Consider the following 21446-nt stretch of genomic DNA (forward strand, 5'->3'; position numbering starts at 1 on the left):
CTATGTTATTAGAAATTTCGATTAAAAATTTTGCCATTATTGAGGAGATATCCCTTAATTTTGAGCAAGGAATGACGGTTTTGACCGGGGAAACCGGAGCCGGCAAGTCTATTATTATTGATGCGATGAACATGATGCTGGGCAGCCGTGCTACGACGGATGTTATTCGTCATGGGGCACCCAAAGCCGAGATAGAGGGACTTTTTTCGCTGGAAAATAGCAGAGCTTTGCGAGAGATTTTTGAGGAGCAGGGCTGGGAGTTGACCGACGAGCTGATTATCCGTCGGGAAATTCTGCAAAATGGCCGCAGTGTCAGCCGTATCAATGGCCAGATGGTTAATCTGTCTGTTCTAAAGGCTGTTGGCCAGCACTTAGTGGATATCCATGGTCAGCATGATCAGGAAGAACTGATGAGACCCCAGCTTCATATTGCCATGCTAGATGAGTTTGGAACAGCAGACTTTTTGCATCTCAAAGGTCGCTATCAGGAAACCTTTGACCGCTATCGAAGCCTGCGTAAGCAAGTCCTGACTTTGCAGAAAAATCAGCAGGAGCATAAGTCCAGGATTGAGATGCTGGAGTTTCAGATGGCGGAGATTGAAAGTGCCGCCCTCAAAAGCGGTGAAGATACTGCCCTGCACCAGGAGCGAGACCGTTTGCTCAACCACAAGCTTATTGCCGATACGCTGATGAACGCCTATACTATGCTGGATAATGAAGATTTTTCCAGTCTGACTAATGTCCGCTCAGCTATGAATGACCTTGAGTCTATCGAGGATTACGATCCAGCCTACAAGGAGCTTTCCGGCAGCTTGTCAGAGACTTATTATGTCTTAGAAGATGTCAGCAAGCGCCTAGAGGATATTTTAGATGGACTGGACTTTGACGGAGATCGGCTGCTGCAGGTGGAGAGTCGCCTAGACTTGATTAACAGCATCACGCGTAAATACGGCGGACAAGTAGATGATGTGCTGGATTACTTTGCTCAGATTTCCAAAGAATACAGCCTTTTAACTGGAAGTAACTTGTCCTCGGAGGATATGGACCGAGAGCTGAAGGCCTTGGAGAGAGAGCTGGTAGAGCTGGCTCAGGAGCTGAGTCAGGCTCGTCACGGCCTAGCAGCCCAGCTGGAAGCGGAAATCAAGCAAGAGCTGCAGGACCTCTACATGGAAAAGGCGCGCTTTAAAGTGCAGTTCAGTAAGGGCAAGTTCAACCGTGAAGGCAATGAACAAGTAGAATTCTACATCTCAGCCAATCCGGGTGAGGATTTCAAACCTTTGGTGAAGGTTGCGTCTGGCGGCGAGCTCTCCCGTCTCATGTTGGCTATCAAGTCTGCCTTTTCTCGTAAGGAAGGCAAGACCAGCATTGTCTTTGACGAAGTGGATACGGGCGTTTCTGGCCGAGTGGCCCAGGCTATTGCTCAGAAGATTCACAAGATTGGCTCCAACGGCCAAGTCTTGGCTATTTCCCATCTGCCGCAGGTCATTGCGATTGCCGATTATCAGTTCTTTATTGAGAAGATTTCGGATGAGAATTCGACTGTCTCAACGGTTCGCCTGCTGACGGCTGACGAGCGTGTTCAGGAAGTCGCTAAGATGCTGGCTGGAGAAGATGTGACGGAGGCTGCTTTGACTCAGGCTAGAGAGTTATTAAAAAAATAAACAAGCGAGGCTGAGACACTAGTGTTTCGGTCTCCTTTAGGAGGGGCGCATATGACAGAATATTTTGCAATCGGTGATGTCCATGGTAAGGCTAGTATGCTAGATGAGCTGCTCCAGCACTGGGACGGTCGTAGCCAACTAGTCTTTCTAGGAGACTTGATAGATCGTGGCGAGGACAGCCGAGCGGTTTTGAAGCGGGTCAAGGATTTAGTGGATCAGAAAGGAGCTATCTGCCTTTCTGGCAATCATGAGTATATGTTTCTGACCTGGCTGGACAATTCTGAAAAGTCTTATGACCACTACCGACGCAATGGCGGAGATACGACGATTAATTCGCTTTTAGGCCGACCTCTCAATGCTCCTGTAGATGGACTAGCAGACGCGGAAGGTGTCAAGACGGCGGCGGCCGATTTAGTAGATTTTATTCGCCAGATGCCTTTCCTATTGGAGACGGAACAGTACATTTTTGTTCATGCTGGTCTAGATTTGGAGCTGAAAGACTGGCGAGAAACCAGTGATTATCAAAAAGTTTGGATTCGCGCGCCTTTTCACGAAGGCAGCAATCAGACTGGCAAAAGGATTGTCTTTGGCCATACACCAACATTTTACCTCTTGCATAAGGCACCGGGAACTGATCAGCTATGGATGACTGAGGATGGCAAGATTGGCATGGATGGCGGAGCTGTCTATGGCGGAGTACTCCACGGAGTTCTCTTCGGTCATAATGGCATCATAGAGCGGTATGCCATAAAAAATGAGGGTTTGGTAGCCGAAGACTGAAAAAGATTGGGAAAATCCAATCTTTTTTTGCTGAGTTTCTCTCTGAAAACCAGCTTTTTCCCAAAATTTTCCCCAACAAAGCTAAAAAAGCTGCATGTAAACACTTTTTCATCTAATTTTAAAGAAGCGCAAAAAGATTAAAAAAATAAAACAAGCAGATTAAATTTAGGAAACGCTTGGACTGAGCTGTGATTTTAGCGAATATTCCCCCACAAAACCATAAAAATTTGGTATAATGTAGTGTAATAACAAGTTAAATTTTAGATACAGAGTAGGAAATCTATGACAAAAATAAAAATCGTAACAGACTCATCCGTAACCATTGAACCGGAGGTTGCTAAGGAATTAGACATTACAATTGTACCTCTCTCTGTTATGGTGGACGGGGTGGTCTATTCGGATGCAGACCTAGCGGAAGGTGAGTTTCTTCGTCTTATGCAGTCTAGTCGCAATCTTCCTAAAACCAGCCAGCCGCCTGTCGGAGTCTTTGCTGATGTTTTTGAGCGCTTGGCAGAGGATGGAGCACAGATTATCTCCATTCACATGTCTCATGCCTTGTCAGGAACTGTCGAAGCAGCCCGTCAAGGAGCGACTTTGGCTAATGCTGATGTGACGGTTGTTGACAGCTCTTTTACTGATCAGGCTATGAAGTTCCAGATCACTGAGGCAGCTAAAATGGCCAAAGAAGGAGCTAGCCTGGAGGAGATTCTAGCCAAAATCGAGGAAGTGAAGGAAAAGACAGAGCTCTATATCGGTCTCTCTACCTTAGAAAATCTGGTTAAAGGAGGCCGCATAGGCCGAGTTTCCGGTCTGATTAGCTCCTTGCTTAATATCCGGGTTATCATGCAAATGAAGGACCATCAGCTAGAGCCCATTGTCAAGGGGAGGGGCGCTAAGACCTTTAAGAAATGGTTGGATGATTTGACAGCAAGTCTGCAAAATAAGCAAGTGGCTGAAATTGGAATTTCCTATGCAGGCAGTCCAGAATTGGCCCAGGAAATGAAGGAAAGTTTACAGCCGTATGTCAAGAAACCTATTTCAGTGCTGGAAACAGGGTCTATTATTCAGACGCATACTGGGGAAAATGCTTGGGCTGTGTTGATTCGTTACGAATAAAACCATAATAATTTAGAAAATAACGGTTTAGTACTTGACCTGAATGCTTTTTTTAGATATGATAATATTTGTTAGGGTTATTAACCCAGAAAAAATTTGGAGGATTTGTTAAATGGCTAACAAACAAGATTTGATCGCAAAAGTAGCAGAAGCTACAGAATTGACTAAAAAAGATTCAGCAGCAGCAGTTGATGCTGTATTCGCAGCTGTAACTGAGTACCTTTCAAAAGGTGAAAAAGTTCAACTTATCGGTTTTGGTAACTTTGAAGTTCGTGAGCGTGCAGCACGTAAAGGCCGCAACCCACAAACTGGTAAAGAAATCAAAATCGCAGCTTCTAAAGTACCAGCTTTCAAAGCAGGTAAAGCTCTTAAAGACGCTGTAAAATAATTTTGGTTAATAAAGCCTGATACACTTGCCTCTGGCGAGTATGTCAGGTTTTTCTTTTTGCTCTCAATTCTGGAGCTTAATAAAAGATTTAGTGGCTTCGAGAAAGTTGCTTGATGAACTTTCTTGAAGTTTTTATTTTGCAAAAAAAGTGAAGGAAATTGTCCCTAATCAAAAGAGAATGATAAAGGACAAACATTTTTAAAGACTTAAAATAAAAAGTTGAAAATTTTAGTAAAAGCACTTTTAAATCATAGGTCTTTATGCTAAAATGAAGGGAACATTTCTTTTTGTGTAATGATTGCGAGATCATTGAAAAAGTTTAGGAGGTAAGAAATGAAATGGAAACCACTTCAGGACTCACTGCGTCCTGTTAATCCTTTTGGCAGCAAGTTTCGCCTGCTGAAGGGATTGTTTGTCGTGCTTTTTTCAATCTTTCTATTACCCATGCAGACATTGACTGCTTTGGAGGAGCAGTTGGTTTGAGCAAATGTCAGCGCGACTAAGACTTAAGCTTCAGTAAAAAGCTTTGAAAATCTAGAATATATGAGAAGTCTGTTATCTCAACTTTTGTTGAGAATAGCAGGCTTTTTATTTTTCAAGGAAAGATAAGCATTATAAGCAGTCAAATGCTTGAATTTTTCATAAAATTAAAAATAAGCTTGTATTTTTCTAGCAAGTGTGGTAAACTATTTTAGTAAAAAATTATATAAAGGAGACTGTTGATGAAGACAAAAACATTAGCACTCGTAAATGGACTTGTTGGACTTATCGGTGGTATTATTCTACTTTTGTGGCCTTTCTTCATTTGGGTTATTTATTTTATGCTAGGTGTGTTTGACATCCTGAAAATTGCAATCCTAGCTTTGGGGATTGCTGGTATTGTCTACTATAAGGATGACAATCGTGTGGGACCAGCAGGCTCTATCTTGATGATTGTAGGTGGAATTTTTACCTTTAATGACTTCTTGGGCTGGATTGGTGCTATTCTTTCTATCATAGGCGGTTCCCTTTATTTAGCAAGCTTGAAGAGATTCCAAGCATAGAGCAAGGATTGAAAAAATACTAGTTTAAAGCTTGCATTGCCTTAAATGGATAAGCAATCATGCAGAAGCAAGATGATGAACTTTGGTTAGTTCTGTCCTGCTTTTTTCTTTTTAGCTTATTTACAATCATTCTTAATAGCCAAGTAAGCCTAGTCATGGTATAATGGTAATGACTTAGATGAGAGGCTATAACGGAGTAAATAATGAAACAAGAACATCAGCATGACTTTGACCAAGTAATTGGCCATTTGCGCGCCAAGGGCGTGCGTATTACAGAAACACGGAAGGCGGTAATTGACTATATTATCCAAAGCCACGACCATCCTAGCGCTGAAATGATATATCAGGACTTGAAGCCCAATTTTCCTAATATGAGTCTGGCAACAGTCTATAATAATCTCAAGGTTCTGATTGATGAGGGTTTTGTCGCTGAGCTCAAGATTCGCAATGATACGACGACCTACTTTGACTTTATGGGTCATCAGCATCTCAATGTTATCTGTGAAAAATGCGGCCGTATTGCTGATATGGAGCTGGAACTTCCGGATGTGAAGCATGAGGCTGAAGTGCAGACTGGCTACCACATCACCCAAAGCCAGACGATTGTCTATGGCCTATGCCCCCAATGCCAGCAAGAAGCGGTGTGACTGCGAGGATGATTAGGAGCTTTTTGGAGCCTAAAGACGAACAAAGTTGTGACTCGCTTCGCAAATTCTATCTGCAACTTCAAAGCAGCAATTTGACAATCGGCTATTGCGTCAAGATTCTATTTCTAATAAAAAGCAAGGCTAGACCTTATGTCTCTTAGCCTTTTTCTATGTGTTTTAGCAAGGCATGTTCGCAGGATATCATCTGAGCTTAGAGACGTTGGTACCTAGTCAAGTACAGCACTTAGCAAGATCAGATATTTTAAGGATAACCCCTTATATACTTATGCTATTATTTTACAGGTGAATTCTCTTTTGATATAATGAAAGCAGAATAAAGCCTTGTACAAAGAGATTCAAAGAGTTCTGAAGGATTTACAATATAGGTAAATTCGTCATAGGTTTGTAGTATCGAAATCTTTAAGGGGTATTACTTTGTGGGGAGATTAGATTTTTAGGAGGTCTTATGTTCTGGTGGAGAAAGAAATGGCTGGATGAGTTGTCTGATAGTGATGAATCGCCTCTTTTGGAATGCCGTCATCTTCTCTTTGAAGAGGAAGCTGGCTATCCCATTTGTCCTTCCTGCGGCAAGCTAATAAAGAAAAATCTTCCTCAAAACAGTGTGGATCTCTCACGTCTTTATCTGATTTACCAAAAAGTGAAGCGACTCTGGATTATGAAATGGAAACTTATTATAATCACTCTAATTGCATTTATATCTTATAGCTTTCCAATAGATTTTAGTAATTGGCTTTTGAGGAATGGAGACTATGGTTTTAGAGACTTTTTTCCTATTACACCTCATACACCGCTAGTATCTGACTTTACCTACATTGCTTATCTTCCTCTTTTTATCTTCTTTTTTATTGGAGAGCGTTCTAGGCGTTTCACTAGCTTTTCTTTGGGCTTCGTTCGTTTTCATAAAATCATCTATTCCTTACCTGTGCAGCTAGCTTTTTTCTTGGCAGTATTTGCTGGGATTAATCAAGTAATGCCAGGTGTCTACAAGGTGATTGGAGATAATTACATATCAAAGTATGATTACCTAACTTCGGATCAGCACGTCAGGGGGGTAGAGCTTTTCATTTTTGTCAATATGCTCTCTATCTGGATTGTATCTGGCTTGCTGCTTATTTATCAGTTGATAGACAGGCGGCGGACTTGGTGGCTCAAGGAAGCTAATGAGGTTTATCTGTCTGGTGGGTGTTAAGGCAAAGGTTTCTGCTAGGAAATACAAAAGCGCTTTCTTGCTGAAAATGGTCTGATTTGACGAAATAGGCTAGCTTTTTAGGCGAAAATTTTGTAAAATAGAATAAATAAACGGGGACTGCCTCGGAAAATAAAAGGAGAATCCATCTAATGGTAAAATTAGTTTTTGCTCGCCACGGTGAGTCTGAATGGAACAAAGCGAACCTTTTCACTGGTTGGGCTGATGTTGACTTGTCTGAAAAAGGTACACAGCAAGCAATCGACGCTGGTAAACTGATTAAAGAAGCTGGTATCGAGTTTGACCAAGCTTACACTTCAGTATTGAAGCGTGCGATTAAGACAACTAACCTTGCTTTGGAAGCGGCTGATCAGCTTTGGGTACCAGTTGAAAAATCATGGCGTTTGAACGAGCGTCACTATGGCGGACTGACTGGTAAAAACAAGGCAGAAGCAGCTGAGCAATTTGGTGATGAGCAAGTGCATATCTGGCGTCGTTCATACGATGTATTGCCTCCAAACATGGATCGCGATGATGAGCACTCAGCACACACTGACCGTCGTTATGCTTCACTTGACGACTCAGTTATTCCAGATGCTGAAAACTTGAAAGTTACACTTGAGCGTGCCCTTCCATTCTGGGAAGACAAGATTGCTCCAGCTTTGAAAGATGGGAAAAATGTCTTTGTAGGTGCACACGGTAACTCAATCCGTGCTCTTGTGAAGCACATCAAACAATTGTCTGACGATGAAATCATGGACGTGGAAATTCCAAACTTCCCACCATTGGTATTCGAATTTGACGAAAAATTGAACGTAGTAAAAGAATACTACCTTGGAAAATAAGTTTAAAGGAATCTGAGATTATTCTCAGGTTCTTTGCTTTTCCAGAGAGGAAGGATAAGACCTTCTGTAAGCTTGGCTAGCAAGTATTTTCTGTTCCGAGGTTTAGCGGAATTCCTCTTAACTCGTCCATATTTTCAGATTTTCTATCAGTTTTGAAACATTCATCGAGCTGGATTTATGGTAAAATAAAGGTCAGAACTTTTAATAGAATGAGAGAGAAAATGGCAAGGAAGAAGAGAAAATTTGACAGTCATTCCATCACCAGAAGGCTTTATCTGCTGTTTGGAATCGTGATGTTTTTGTTTTTAGCCTTGATTGCCCGTCTAGGCTATATGCAGGTGGTCAATCAGGACTTTTATACGGATAAGTTGGCCAAGGCCAGCAAGACCAAGATTACCACTAGCTCAGTACGTGGGCAGATTTATGATGCTACTGGCAAGCCTTTGGTGGAAAATACGACCAAGCAGGTGGTGACCTATACGCGAGATAATCGCCTGACGGCTGGGGAGATTCGGGCGACAGCTCAAAAGCTCCTGGGCTATATCAGTGTCAGCGATACAGAGGTGACAGAACGCCAAGAGGTGGATTATTATTTGGCGGACAGCGCAGTCTATCAGGAAGTAGTGGAAAAGCTACCCAAGGACAAGAAATTTGATACAGATGGTAACCGCCTGCCTGAGTCCAAAATCTATAAGGCGGCAGCTGAAAGCATTGACCCTAAGCAGCTGGGCTATACGGATGAGGAAAAGAAGGCCATTGTTCTCTTTAGTCAGATGAATGCAATTTCCAACTTTGCGACGGGGACTATCCAGACAGATGCGCTAACAACAGAGCAGGTGGCTGTATTGGCTTCTAGTAGCAAAGAGCTGCCGGGTATCAGTGTTTCAACGGGCTGGGACCGCAAGGTCTTGGATACTTCGCTGGCTTCTATCGTAGGTAATATCTCGACGGAAAAGACTGGACTTCCGGCTGAGGAAGTGGATGATTACCTGAAAAAAGGCTACTCCCTCAATGACCGGGTGGGGACCTCCTATCTGGAAAAGCAGTATGAGTCAGTCCTTCAAGGCAAGCGAGCTGAGAAGGAGATTCATCTAGATAAAAATGGTAATATGGAGAGTGTGGAAAATATCTCTGACGGCAGCAAGGGCGACAATCTCAAGCTGACGGTGGATTTGAGCTTCCAGCAGGGAGTAGAGGACATTCTCAAAAATGCCTTTAATGCAGAGTTGGCTAGTGGCAATGCGACCTACTCTGAGGGTGTCTATGCCGTAGCTATGGATCCCAATACTGGCGCTGTCTTGGCTATGGCAGGCATCCGTCACAATCTGGAAACGGGAGAAAACTCTGTCGATGCTCTGGGAACCATGACCAATGTCTTTGTTCCGGGATCTGTGGTCAAGGCTGCAACATTGACCTCGGGCTGGGAGAATAACGCCATTAGCGGCAACCAAGTCCTGATAGACCAGCCAATTAGCTTTGGCGGTACGGACAGTATCACTTCTTGGTTCACCCAGTATGGTTCACGTGCTATCACAGCCCAAGAGGCCTTGGAATACTCTTCCAATACCTATATGGTGCAGGTAGCGCTGAAGATGATGGGGACGCCTTACTCAGCGGATATGAAGCTGGATTTTGATGAGCTGGATCCATCCATGAAAAAGCTGCGGTCGACCTTTGCAGAATATGGTCTAGGCACTTCGACAGGGATTGATTTGCCAAATGAGTCCACAGGATATCTTCCAGACAAGTTTACCTTTGCTAACTATCTGACCAATTCGTTCGGCCAGTTTGACAACTATACGACGCTTCAGCTGGCTCAGTATGCCTCAACAGTAGCTAATAATGGTAAGCGTGTGGCTCCGCATATCGTTGAAGGCATTTACGGCAACAGTGACCAAGGAGGACTCGGTGATTTGGTGCAGAAAATTGACACCAAGGAGCTGAACCAGGTTAATATCTCTGACGAGGATATGAGCATTATCAAGCAAGGCTTCTATCAAGTGGTTCATGGCAGCAGTGGCTTTACGACTGGTCGAACCATTTCCCAGGGAGAGAGCGTGCCAATCAGTGCCAAGACTGGTACGGCTGAGACCTTTGTGGACAAGGGCAAGAAAGAAGCCATCAATACAAATGTCGTGTCCTATGCACCAAGTGAGAAACCGCAGATTGCGGTGGCGGTGGTGTTCCCTCACAATACGGACCTATCTTCTACTGTCAGCCACAGTATCACTCGTGATATTATCAATCTATACAATCAACAACACCCTATGAATTAGTGCTCAATGAAAATCATCAGCAAACATAGAAAGCTAATGCAGTCAGTGCTCAAGTTGAGCAATCTGGTTTGAGGAGATTTTTTGAGAATAGAGAAAGGATTTTATGCTTTACCCAACCCCTATTGCCAAGCTGATTGACAGTTTTTCAAAGCTGCCCGGCATTGGCGTCAAAACAGCCACTAGACTGGCTTTTTACACTATTGGCATGAGTGATGACGATGTCAATGAATTTGCCAAGAATCTACTGGCTGCTAAGCGTGAGCTGAGCTACTGCTCTGTCTGCGGCAATTTGACGGACGAAGACCCTTGTGCTATCTGTCAAGACAAGTCACGCGATCAATCGACTATTTTGATCGTTGAGGACAGCCGGGATGTGTCAGCCATGGAAAATATTCAGGAATACCACGGACTTTATCATGTCTTGCATGGTTTGATTTCGCCTATGAACGGCGTTGGACCGGACGATATCAATCTCAAAAGTCTAATCACTCGTCTGATGGATAGTGAGGTAACGGAAGTCATCGTCGCGACCAATGCGACTGCGGATGGCGAAGCGACTTCCATGTATATCTCACGGGTCTTGAAACCGGCTGGGATTAAGGTGACTCGCCTAGCGCGTGGTTTAGCAGTTGGCTCCGACATTGAGTATGCGGATGAGGTTACACTGATTCGCGCTATCGAAAATCGAACGGAATTGTAAACATCAAGGATTTTTCTGGCTCTAGCTGGTTGGAAGAGTCCTTTTTTCTGTTCAAAAATGCTGGGAATTGTGATATACTAAAACGGACTGATACAGAAGCTCCTGCTTAGAAGAATCGACTAGCTAGGTAGATGCAAAACCAAGCTTTTTAGGTTGTTTTATTTCGAGCTGGCAGCTTTTGTAAATTGTACTATTTTTAGAAAATGATAGGAAAAATCATGGCAAAACAAAGATTGATTTTATTGTATGGCGGACGCAGTGCAGAGCGGGAAGTTTCGGTTTTATCAGCTGAGAGCGTCATGCGGGCTGTCAATTATGATAGATTCTCGGTGAAGACTTACTTCATCACCAAGGATGGAGATTTTATCCAAACACAGGAATTTGAAGCAAAGCCAGCGGCTGATGAGAAGTTGATGACCAATGCCACAGTTGATATATCTCAGAAGATCAAGCCCAGCGATATTTACGAAGATGGAGCAGTGGTCTTTCCGGTCCTGCATGGTCCCATGGGCGAAGATGGTTCTATTCAAGGCTTCCTAGAAGTGCTCAAAATGCCTTATGTCGGCTGTAATATTTTATCTTCTGGCCTGGCTATGGATAAAATTACGACCAAGCGAGTGCTGGAATCGGCAGGCATTGCCCAAGTGCCTTATGTGGCGCTGGTCGATGGCGAGAATCTAGAGCAAAAAATCCAGGAAATCGAGGAGAAATTGACCTATCCAGTCTTCACCAAACCTTCCAATATGGGCTCCAGTGTAGGCATTTCTAAATCGGAGAACCAAGCAGAACTGCGTGCTTCTCTGGACCTGGCTTTCAAATACGACAGCCGGGTACTGGTCGAGCAAGGAGTGACGGCTCGCGAGATTGAGGTTGGGCTTCTGGGCAATGTTGATGTCAAGAGTACCCTGCCTGGAGAAGTGGTCAAGGATGTAGCATTCTATGACTACGAAGCCAAATACATTGATAATAAAATTACTATGGATATTCCGGCCAAGATTCCAGACGAAGTGGTGAGTCTGATGCGTCAAAATGCAGAAGCAGCTTTCCGAGCTCTGGGCGGTCTAGGACTGTCCCGCTGTGATTTCTTCTATGTAGAAGATGGTCAGGTCTTCCTTAATGAGCTCAATACCATGCCAGGTTTTACCCAGTGGTCTATGTATCCATTGCTCTGGGAAAATATGGGGCTGGCCTATCCTGACTTGATTGAGAAACTAGTTGGCCTAGCTGAAGAGGCATTTGCTAAGAGAGAGGCGCATCTTCTCTAAAATATGATATAATAGAGGGGCTGAAAATTTTCGGTCCTTTCTTTTTGCGAGCAAACCGAAAAACGAGGAAGAAGTATGAAATTATATTTATATGAAATCGCAGAAGTCCTATCTGCGAAAAATGATGTGACTCAGTTTGAAAACGTCCCTCTTAGAAATGCTGAGTTTGACAGCCGCTTGATTGAGCCGGGTGGCCTTTTTGTGCCGCTTAAGGGAGCGCGTGATGGCCATGACTTTATTGCGACAGCCTTTACTCAGGGAGCTGCTGCCACCCTATCTGAGCGTCCAGTGGCAGAGGGAGCTTATATCTTGGTCGATGATGTCCTGACGGCCTTCCAGCGCTTGGCCAAATATTATCTGGAAAAGATGCAGGTGGATGTGCTGGCGGTGACAGGTTCCAACGGTAAAACGACGACCAAGGATATGTTGGCCCAGCTACTAGCAACCAGCTACAAGACCTATAAGACACAAGGCAATTACAATAACGAAATCGGCCTGCCCTATACGGTTCTTCACATGCCTGAGGATACAGAGAAACTCGTCTTAGAAATGGGGCAGGACCACTTGGGCGATATCCATCTCCTGTCTGAACTTGCCAAACCTAAGACAGGCATTGTAACTCTGGTCGGAGAAGCCCATCTGGAATTTTTCGGCAGCCGAGCTGAGATTGCCCAAGGCAAGATGCAGATTGCGGACGGCTTGAGAAAAGATGGTCTCTTGATCGTTCCGGCGGATAAGATTGTCAATGAATTTTTGCCAGCAGACTGCAAACTAGTTCGCTTTGGTCCTGATGCGGATATCTTCCTGACGCGTCTGGAAGAGCGCAAGGATAGTTTGAGCTTTGACTGCAACTTTTTAGAGCAAAGGATTGACCTGCCTGTGACCGGTAAGTACAATGCGACCAATGCCATGATTGCAGCCTATGCGGCTCTGCAGGAGGGTGTATCTGAGGCGGCTATTGCTCAAGCCTTTTCTGAGCTGGAGCTGACCCGCAATCGAACGGAGTGGAAGAAAGCTGGCAATGGCGCGGATATCCTATCGGATGTCTATAATGCCAATCCAACAGCTATGCGCTTGATTCTGGAGACCTTCTCGACCATTCCGGCCAATCCAGGCGGAAGAAAATTGGCAGTGCTGGCGGATATGAAAGAGCTGGGAGCGGACTCTAAGTCCATGCATGGCTCTATGATTACTAGCTTCAATCCAGAAATTGTGACCGACCTTTTCCTCTATGGACAGGATATGGAAGCCCTCTATGACTATGCCAAGGAGATTTACCCACCAGGCAAGGTGCAATACTTTGTCAAAAATGACGAGAAAGACCAGTTTGAACAGCTGAAACAAGCTGTCAGAGAGAAGCTGACTCCTGCCGACCAAATTCTTCTCAAAGGCAGCAATTCTATGAATCTGGCTAAGCTGGTAGAGGACTTGGAAGATGGAAACTAAAGAAATTGCAAAAACCATTCAACGTCTCCTTTCTATTACAGAGACAGGTCTAGCATTTAGTCGTGATGAATTTGATCGAGAACGTTACTTAGAACTCCGTCAGCTTTTGGGACACCTCCTGGCTGATTGGTCAGATTTGGATGGGAAAGAATTGGCAGAGTTGTTGCGCCCAACGGATTTTTATGCCACTCCCTTGATTGATGTCCGAGCTGTACTGGTTCGAGACGGAAAAGTCTGTTTAGTCAAGGGTAAAAATGAGAAAACTTGGGCTTTACCTGGCGGCTTTTGTGAAGTCGGACTATCTCCTAAGGAAAATATCATCAAGGAAGTCCAAGAAGAAACGGGATTTAATGTTTCAGTTTCTCGTCTGCTTGCAATTTTTGATACTAATAAATTTCAATTTCAGAGTAAGCAATATGCTAAACTGGTCTTCGAGTGTCAGATAGAGGATGGAGATTTTCAGCCTAATACAGAAATAGAAGAGTTAGCTTTCTTTGATATCCAATCTTTACCAGAATTATCTTCTAAGCGGACGACAAAAGAACAGTTGAAAATCCTTTGGGAGATTTATCAAGGAGATAGAGAACAGTATTTGGATTAGTGAAGTAAGTTTCTGGGGGATACTTTTTGTCTGAAAAAGCTTGAAATTATTGCAACAACAGGCAAACTCAGCCTTGTTCAAATCTTATATTAGAATGGGAGCCTAGGAGATGGGAATAAGAGATATGTTTACAACCTATAAAACCGAACCGCCTCAACTGGGGCTTTGGTATTTTGTTCTTTTGGGGCTGGTCTTTGCGATTATCTGGCTTTCCTATCGCTACTACAATCGGAAGCCTTACCAGCAGCTATTTGTCGGGATGCAAGCTTGTCAGCTGATAGGCCTCTACTCTTGGTATATGATGACTGCTGCCCCTTTGTCTGAGAGTCTGCCTTTTTATCATTGCAGAATGGCTATGTTTGCCTTGATGTTTCTGCCTAATCGCTCAGTGTATAAATTCTATTTTGCTCTTTTGGGGACTTTTGGCTCGATTGTAGCCTTTATTTATCCGATTTTTGATCCTTATCCTTTTCCCCATATCACTATTTTGTCCTTTATCATCGGTCATCTAGCGCTCTTGGGAAATTGTTTGATTTATCTTTTCAGATATTATCATACTTTCTCTATGAACTGGCAGCGAGTGGTGTGGACGACCTTTCTGATGAATGCTTTTTTGCTTGTTATCAATATGTTGACAAAGGGTTCTTATGGATTTCTCACAGATCCGCCGCTTGTTGGCAATCACGGACTCCTGCTCAATTATCTGCTTGTCTCAATCGTCTTAAGTGCAGCAATCTGTTTGGTTTCTGACATTTTTAAGCGCGTGGAGCAGACCAAGACAGTCACTCTAACCTAATCATCTCATGGAGGATTTATGAAAGATTTTTTAACTACGACAAAAACGGTGGCACCGCCCATCTCGATTTTATGGTATGCTGTGATGATTGCTCTGGTCTTGCTGTCTATTTGGAGTTCGCTCAAATACCATGATAATCCGCGTTTTGTCAAGGCTTTTAAGTGGATTCAGATTGCTCAACTGCTGATGCTTTATAGCTGGTATTTTGGTTTTAGGATTCCCTTTTCCAATAGTCTACCTTTTTATCATTGCCGCCTGGCTATGTTTGCGGTGGTCTTTTTGCCAGACAAATGGCGCAGTAAGCAATATTTTGCTCTATTAGGAGCCAGCGGAGCGATCTTTGCCTTGGGCTATCCAGTTTTTGACCCCTATGATTTCCCGCATATTACCAGTTTCTCTTTCCTGATTGGCCACTATGCCCTCTTGGTTAATTCCTTGATTTATCTGATGAATCACTACGACAAGAGCTTGCTCAAGAAATATATGATTGTAGCTTACACCTTTGGGCTCAATCTTTTCCTAGTCGGCGTTAATCAAGTGACCGGAGGAAATTACGGTCTGTTAAAAAGTCCGCCTTTTATCCCTGATGCCCCTCTATGGATAAAGTACCTCCTTGTGTCAGTCATCCTTTCTCTGGCTCTGGTTCTCTTTGATATATTGTTTAAGAAACGGTGGAAAAAGCAGTTAAGTCTGGTCCGCAGTTAATTCACTTCAAATTTATAGCTCCTATCAGGTTAATGTGGTAGGAGTTTTTTAAATTAGGAAGCCTTATCATGACTTGCTTTGCTTCTAGTGACAAATGGACGGTTTGTCTATTGACTGTTTAAGCTGGTTGAGCTAGACACTTCTGCGACAGCTGAAGAAAAGGAAGAGCTGGAAATCAGAAAAACGCCTGCTCTATTTACTGGGTTTAATCTTCATCTTTACAATTTTCCTCTTTAACAGTGTCATTGTAAGATTTTAAAGGAAATTTCATTGACTTAGACTTAGGAGAATAGAATCGCTCGAAAGAGCGATTTTTATCTTCTTTAGATAATTGAAAAAAAGCGCTAAATCCGCTATAATAGGTAGGTTGAAAGGATTGCAATACTTCGATGTAAGATAAAAAAACAAATACTAAGATTCACCATTATCCTAAATGAAAGAAAGAGAAGAAGATGACTTTACAAGAAGAAATTAAGAAACGCCGGACCTTTGCCATTATCTCCCACCCGGACGCGGGGAAGACGACCATTACGGAGCAGTTGCTCTACTTCGGAGGCGAGATTCGTGAGGCTGGTACAGTCAAGGGGAAAAAGACGGGTAATTTTGCCAAGTCTGACTGGATGGATATTGAGAAGCAGCGGGGGATTTCAGTGACTTCCTCTGTCATGCAGTTTGACTACGATGGCAAGCGGGTCAATATCCTGGATACGCCAGGGCATGAGGACTTCTCAGAAGATACTTATCGGACCTTGATGGCGGTGGATGCTGCGGTCATGGTTATTGACTCGGCCAAGGGGATTGAGGCTCAGACCAAGAAGCTCTTTGAGGTTGTCAAGCATCGTGGTATTCCAGTCTTCACTTTTATGAATAAGCTGGATCGTGATGGTCGCGAGCCCTTGGATTTGTTAGAAGAACTAGAAGATATTTTGGGCATTGCCAGCTACCCGATGAATTGGCCGATTGGCATGGGCAAGAGCTTTGAAGGTCTTTATGACCTCTACAATGAGCGCCTGGAACTTTATAAGGGCGAGGAGCGCTTTGCAACTCTGGCAGAAGGCGATCAACTGTTTGCTTCTAACCCTTTCTATGAGCAAGTTAAGGAAGACATTGAGCTCTTGAGCGAAGCTGGGAATGAATTCTCGGAAGAAGCGATTTTGGCTGGCAAGCTGACACCTGTTTTCTTCGGCTCAGCCCTGACCAACTTTGGCGTCCAGACTTTCCTGGAAACCTTCCTCAAGTTTGCTCCGGAACCGCATGGCCACAAGAAGACAGATGGCGAGGTAGTCGAGCCACTCAGCCCAGACTTTTCAGGCTTTGTCTTTAAAATTCAGGCCAATATGGACCCGCGCCACCGCGACCGTATCGCCTTTGTTCGTATCGTTTCAGGAGAGTTTGAACGCGGTATGAGTGTCAATCTGCCTCGCACTGGCAAGTCCGCTAAGCTGTCTAATGTTACTCAGTTTATGGCTGAGAGTCGGGAAAATGTGACCAATGCTGTGGCCGGTGATATTATCGGGGTTTATGATACAGGAACTTATCAAGTCGGTGACACTCTGACTGTGGGCAAGAATAAGTTTGAATTTGAGCCTCTACCAACCTTTACTCCAGAGATCTTTATGAAGGTTTCAGCCAAGAATGTCATGAAGCAAAAATCCTTCCATAAGGGGATTGAGCAGCTGGTGCAAGAGGGAGCCATCCAGCTTTATACCAACTATCAGACAGGCGAGTACATGCTGGGCGCTGTCGGTCAGCTCCAGTTTGAGGTCTTCAAGCACCGCATGGAAAATGAATACAACGCTGAAGTGGTCATGAATCCTATGGGTAAAAAGACTGTTCGCTGGATTTCACCAGATGACCTGGACGAGCGTATGTCTTCTAGCCGTAACATCCTGGCCAAAGACCGCTTTGACCAGCCAGTCTTCCTCTTTGAAAACGACTTTGCCCTGCGCTGGTTCGCGGACAAGTATCCAGATGTTAAACTGGAAGAGAAGATGTAACTCAGTACCAATATTTGGAACTAAAGTTCCTAATTGTTGGGCGATAGCTGCTTGACTAATCTCATCAGGTGAGGCAGTTAATTTGCTTGGTTTTGTGCCTTGACATTGCATATTTACTTGCAAGAACAGTTTAGGAAGTTGGGGGATAGTTTATTAGAGAATCATTCTATCTCGTAGAAAGGAGCTCCATGTTTCTGGAAAGAAAACTAAAAGATCAGTCTGTCTGGATCAACATTGACTCAGATAGTTTTAAAAAGAATGCCCGGATTTATCAGGATTATGAAATTGATAAAGAGACCATCGAGTATGCACTCGATAAGAACGAGCGGGCTCACATGGACTACAATCGTGAGAATGGAACGGTTGTCTTTATCTACAATGTCCTTAATCTGGCGACAGATAAGGAACATTATGAGACGATTCCTATGACCTTTGTGGTGCAACAGAGACGGCTCATTACGATCAGCAACCAAGACAATGCCTATGTTGTGGATATGATGAAGTCTTATACTGAGCATCATGAGCCAGTATCGGTCTATAAGTTTCTCTTTGCTAGTCTAGAGTTAATCTCCAATTCTTACTATCCGGTTGTTGAGCGGATGGACAAGCGTAAGGATGAGATTAATGCTCTCCTGCGTCAGACCACTACCAAAAAACACCTATTTGCCCTGTCCGACTTGGAAACTTCTATGGTCTATCTAGTTGCTGCAGCAAAGCAGAATCGCATGCTCCTAGAGCATATCAAAAGTCATGGCATTTACCGACGTTTTGATGAATTAGAAACTGAGCAGTTTGAGGATGCTATGATTGAGGCTCGTCAGCTCGTTTCGATGACTGATCTGATTGCTCAAGTTCTCAGCCAGCTCTCTGGCTCCTACAATAATATCCTGAACAACAATCTGAATGACAATTTAACGGTCTTGACCATTATTTCGGTCCTTTTGGCAGTACTCGCAGTTATCACGGGTTTCTTTGGTATGAATGTTCCTCTGCCCTTGTCTAATGATAAAAACGCCTGGATTTATATTGTTGTCATTAGTCTAATCATCTGGGGACTTCTGACCAAGCTTCTTAAATGGTTGGCCAATAAGAAGTAAACATTTGAAATTATTTTCCCTATAACAAGCACCGAGAATGGTGCTTGTTTTTTCTTGCTTGGGAAAAATAATTATTAGTACAGTTTGCCTGCATTTAAAAAACTGTTGTTTTATGTTAGAAAATATAACATAAAAATTATAATTTTTATTGCATAAATTTTCATAATAAAGTATAATATAAAACAATTTAAAATAAGTGAGGGGTAGAAATATGGCAGAATACCTAAACGATTTAAATTACAAAGGTAAAATATACCAATACATAGACCTTGGGAAAGCCTCGGCTCTACTAGGAGGGGATATAGAAAAACTTCCTTATTCTATACGAATATTATTAGAAAGTGTTCTTCGTAAGGAAGATGGTGTTGACGTAATAAAAGATAACATTAGTTCTTTGATGCATTATCAAGCTAAATCACCAAGCGGAGAAGTTCCTTTTAAGCCTAGCCGAGTTATTCTCCAGGATTTTACGGGTGTTCCTGTCGTAGTGGATTTGGCTAGTATGCGCGACGCTATTGTCAGGCAGGGAGGTCAGGCCGATCAGATTAATCCAGAGATTCCGGTTGATTTAGTTATTGACCACAGTGTTCAAGTGGATTTTTATGGCTGTGACACAGCTCTAGAGGCCAATATGAACCAAGAGTTTGTCCGTAACAATGAGCGCTACGAATTTCTCAAGTGGGCAGAAAAATCTTTTGATAATTATCGGGCAGTTCCTCCTGCTACAGGAATTATCCATCAGGTCAATATCGAATTTCTCAGTGATGTCATCATTGAAAAGGATGGCCAACTCTATCCGGACAGCATGTTTGGAACGGACAGTCATACGACCATGATTAATGGTATCGGTGTTCTTGGATGGGGAGTCGGTGGAATTGAGGCTGAGGCTGCCATGCTGGGTGAGGCTTCTTATTTCCCTGTTCCTGAGGTGATTGGTGTTCGTCTCTTGGGCAAGCTGCCTAAGATTGCAACAGCGACAGATTTGGCTCTAAAGGTCACGCAAATCTTGCGGCAGGAAAATGTTGTTGGCAAATTTGTCGAGTTCTTTGGACCTGGCTTGTCTAATCTAAGTCTGGCTGATCGGGCAACGGTGGCTAATATGGCGCCAGAATACGGAGCTACCTGTGGTTATTTTCCGATAGATGAGGAAACGCTCAATTACATGCGTCTGACCAATCGATCAGAAGGTCATATCGAGCTGACCCATCTCTATGCTCAAAAAAATCACCTCTTCTATAATGAAAAGATTGAGCCGAACTATACCAAGGTAGTCGAAATTGATTTGTCCAGCATTGTGCCGAGCATCTCAGGCCCCAAGCGTCCCCAAGATTTGATTGAATTAACAGCTGCTAAAGAAGAGTTTCAAGCTAGTCTAGTCAGAGAAGCGGGGGTCCGAGGCTTTGGATTAGATGAGAGCGAGCTGGAAAAGTCTGCAGTGGTTCAGTTTTCTGACCATGAGGAGACGATTAAGACCGGCCATGTGGCTATCGCTGCCATTACTAGCTGTACCAATACATCTAATCCCTATGTCCTGATGGCTGCGGGGCTTTTAGCCAAGAAAGCAGTAGAAAAAGGCTTACGCGTTTCAAAGACTGTCAAGACTTCTTTGGCTCCTGGCAGCAAGGTGGTCACAGGCTATCTCAAGAAGAGTGGTCTTCAGTCTTATTTGAATCAGCTTGGTTTCAATCTTGTCGGCTATGGCTGCACCACTTGTATTGGAAATTCAGGCGATCTCCGACCGGAAGTGGCTCAGGCGATTACGGATACTGACTTGCTGGCTAGTGCTGTTCTTTCAGGAAATCGCAATTTTGAAGGGCGGATCAATCCATTGGTCAAGGCCAATTTCCTAGCTAGTCCGCCCTTGGTAGTTGCCTATGCTCTGGCTGGAAATACCAATATCGATCTGACCAGCGAGCCACTAGGCTATGATCAAAAGGGGCTGCCTGTTTATTTGATGGATTTGATGCCGGAGCACGATTTGGTTGCTGACTATGTTCAAAAATATGTGACGCGCCAGCTTTTTGAAAAAGAATATGCCCATGTGTTTGATGATAATGAAAAATGGAATCAGATTCCGACAGCCTCTTCTCAAAATTATCAGTGGAATCAGGCTTCGACCTATATTCAAAATCCACCCTACTTTGATGGCTTGGCTGATGATTTAGCCATTCAGCCTCTGAAAAATCTTGCAGTGCTGGCAAAATTTGGGGATACGGTGACGACAGACCATATCTCCCCAGCAGGAAATATTGCCAGAAACAGCCCTGCAGCTTCCTATTTACTGGAGCACGGAGTGGATTACCAAGAATTTAATTCCTATGGGAGCCGTCGGGGTAATCATGAGGTCATGATGCGGGGGACTTTTGCCAATATTCGGATTAAAAATGAATTGGCGAATGGGAAAATTGGTGGTTACACAGATTATAGAGGAGAGTTGCTATCCATTTATGAGGCAGCCATGCGCTACAAGGAGGAGCAAATTGACACCATTGTCCTAGCTGGCAAAGACTACGGTATGGGGTCCAGTCGTGATTGGGCAGCCAAGGGGGCTAATCTTTTGGGTGTCAAGGTGGTTCTGGCAGAGAGTTTTGAGCGTATCCACCGGTCCAATCTGGTCATGATGGGGGTTCTTCCGCTGCAGTATCTAGAGGGTGAAAATGCGGATAGTCTGGGCTTAACAGGCAAGGAGACTTTCGACATCAATCTGCCACAGAACCCTCAAGTTGGCCAGCTAGTTGACGTAGTGGCTAGGAAGGGTGCTGAAGAAATAGCTTTTCAAGCTCGGCTACGTTTTGATGCAGAGGCGGATATTCGTTACTATGAAAATGGGGGGATTTTACCCATGGTCGTTAGAAAGAAATTAGAGGAGGTGTGAG

Annotated in this window: 19 protein-coding genes; all 19 read left to right on the plus strand. The window is 43.7% G+C overall.

What is annotated here, in order from left to right; translation table 11 throughout:
• Nucleotides 1–2: 2 nt before the first annotated feature.
• On the plus strand, nucleotides 3–1661 hold the full coding sequence (gene recN, locus J1C86_RS03330; RefSeq protein WP_125405609.1) for a DNA repair protein RecN: 1659 nt from the start codon (nucleotides 3–5) through the stop codon (nucleotides 1659–1661).
• Between the two features lie 51 nt (nucleotides 1662–1712).
• The gene (locus tag J1C86_RS03335; RefSeq protein WP_125405611.1) at nucleotides 1713–2441 is read left to right on the plus strand and encodes a metallophosphoesterase; all 729 of its coding nucleotides are present in this window, start codon (nucleotides 1713–1715) and stop codon (nucleotides 2439–2441) included.
• 282 nt (nucleotides 2442–2723) lie between these two features.
• Nucleotides 2724–3557, plus strand: a complete 834-nt coding sequence (locus J1C86_RS03340) for a DegV family protein (protein ID WP_125405614.1) — start codon at nucleotides 2724–2726, stop codon at nucleotides 3555–3557.
• A 112-nt stretch (nucleotides 3558–3669) separates the two neighbouring features.
• Nucleotides 3670–3945: an HU family DNA-binding protein gene (locus J1C86_RS03345; RefSeq protein ID WP_002896125.1), complete on the plus strand. Its 276-nt coding sequence runs from the start codon at nucleotides 3670–3672 to the stop codon at nucleotides 3943–3945.
• 333 nt (nucleotides 3946–4278) lie between these two features.
• Nucleotides 4279–4428, plus strand: a complete 150-nt coding sequence (locus tag J1C86_RS03350; RefSeq protein WP_185755732.1) for a hypothetical protein — start codon at nucleotides 4279–4281, stop codon at nucleotides 4426–4428.
• A 239-nt stretch (nucleotides 4429–4667) separates the two neighbouring features.
• Complete coding sequence (locus J1C86_RS03355) at nucleotides 4668–4988, plus strand: hypothetical protein (RefSeq protein WP_002896121.1); 321 nt, start codon at nucleotides 4668–4670, stop codon at nucleotides 4986–4988.
• A 203-nt stretch (nucleotides 4989–5191) separates the two neighbouring features.
• Nucleotides 5192–5635, plus strand: a complete 444-nt coding sequence (locus tag J1C86_RS03360) for a Fur family transcriptional regulator (RefSeq protein WP_125405617.1) — start codon at nucleotides 5192–5194, stop codon at nucleotides 5633–5635.
• Nucleotides 5636–6101: 466 nt separating this feature from the next.
• Nucleotides 6102–6845 carry a hypothetical protein gene (locus tag J1C86_RS03365; RefSeq protein ID WP_125405620.1) on the plus strand — a complete coding sequence of 248 codons (744 nt, stop codon included), beginning with the start codon at nucleotides 6102–6104 and terminating at the stop codon, nucleotides 6843–6845.
• A gap of 149 nt (nucleotides 6846–6994) precedes the next feature.
• On the plus strand, nucleotides 6995–7687 hold the full coding sequence (locus J1C86_RS03370) for a phosphoglycerate mutase (protein WP_002898001.1): 693 nt from the start codon (nucleotides 6995–6997) through the stop codon (nucleotides 7685–7687).
• A gap of 209 nt (nucleotides 7688–7896) precedes the next feature.
• A complete protein-coding gene (pbp2b, locus tag J1C86_RS03375) occupies nucleotides 7897–9963 on the plus strand; it encodes a penicillin-binding protein PBP2B (protein ID WP_125408830.1) in 2067 nt (688 codons plus the stop codon).
• Nucleotides 9964–10066: 103 nt separating this feature from the next.
• Nucleotides 10067–10663, plus strand: a complete 597-nt coding sequence (gene recR / locus J1C86_RS03380) for a recombination mediator RecR (protein WP_125408831.1) — start codon at nucleotides 10067–10069, stop codon at nucleotides 10661–10663.
• Between the two features lie 218 nt (nucleotides 10664–10881).
• Nucleotides 10882–11928, plus strand: a complete 1047-nt coding sequence (locus tag J1C86_RS03385; RefSeq protein WP_023915910.1) for a D-alanine--D-alanine ligase — start codon at nucleotides 10882–10884, stop codon at nucleotides 11926–11928.
• A 75-nt stretch (nucleotides 11929–12003) separates the two neighbouring features.
• A complete protein-coding gene (locus J1C86_RS03390) occupies nucleotides 12004–13374 on the plus strand; it encodes a UDP-N-acetylmuramoyl-tripeptide--D-alanyl-D-alanine ligase (protein WP_125408832.1) in 1371 nt (456 codons plus the stop codon).
• The gene (locus J1C86_RS03395; RefSeq protein ID WP_002932782.1) at nucleotides 13364–13975 is read left to right on the plus strand and encodes an NUDIX hydrolase N-terminal domain-containing protein; all 612 of its coding nucleotides are present in this window, start codon (nucleotides 13364–13366) and stop codon (nucleotides 13973–13975) included. Before J1C86_RS03390 ends, J1C86_RS03395 begins: the two co-directional genes overlap by 11 nt.
• A gap of 109 nt (nucleotides 13976–14084) precedes the next feature.
• Nucleotides 14085–14771 carry a TIGR02206 family membrane protein gene (locus J1C86_RS03400; protein WP_125405633.1) on the plus strand — a complete coding sequence of 229 codons (687 nt, stop codon included), beginning with the start codon at nucleotides 14085–14087 and terminating at the stop codon, nucleotides 14769–14771.
• Nucleotides 14772–14789: 18 nt separating this feature from the next.
• Complete coding sequence (locus J1C86_RS03405; RefSeq protein WP_125405636.1) at nucleotides 14790–15476, plus strand: TIGR02206 family membrane protein; 687 nt, start codon at nucleotides 14790–14792, stop codon at nucleotides 15474–15476.
• A gap of 452 nt (nucleotides 15477–15928) precedes the next feature.
• A complete protein-coding gene (locus J1C86_RS03410) occupies nucleotides 15929–17473 on the plus strand; it encodes a peptide chain release factor 3 (RefSeq protein ID WP_125405639.1) in 1545 nt (514 codons plus the stop codon).
• A 188-nt stretch (nucleotides 17474–17661) separates the two neighbouring features.
• Nucleotides 17662–18570, plus strand: a complete 909-nt coding sequence (locus J1C86_RS03415; protein WP_125405642.1) for a magnesium transporter CorA family protein — start codon at nucleotides 17662–17664, stop codon at nucleotides 18568–18570.
• Nucleotides 18571–18781: 211 nt separating this feature from the next.
• A complete protein-coding gene (gene acnA, locus J1C86_RS03420) occupies nucleotides 18782–21445 on the plus strand; it encodes an aconitate hydratase AcnA (protein ID WP_125405645.1) in 2664 nt (887 codons plus the stop codon).
• Nucleotide 21446 lies beyond the last annotated feature (1 nt).

It is taken from the genome of Streptococcus sanguinis (assembly GCF_050220005.1).
Taxonomy (GTDB): domain Bacteria; phylum Bacillota; class Bacilli; order Lactobacillales; family Streptococcaceae; genus Streptococcus; species Streptococcus sanguinis_Z.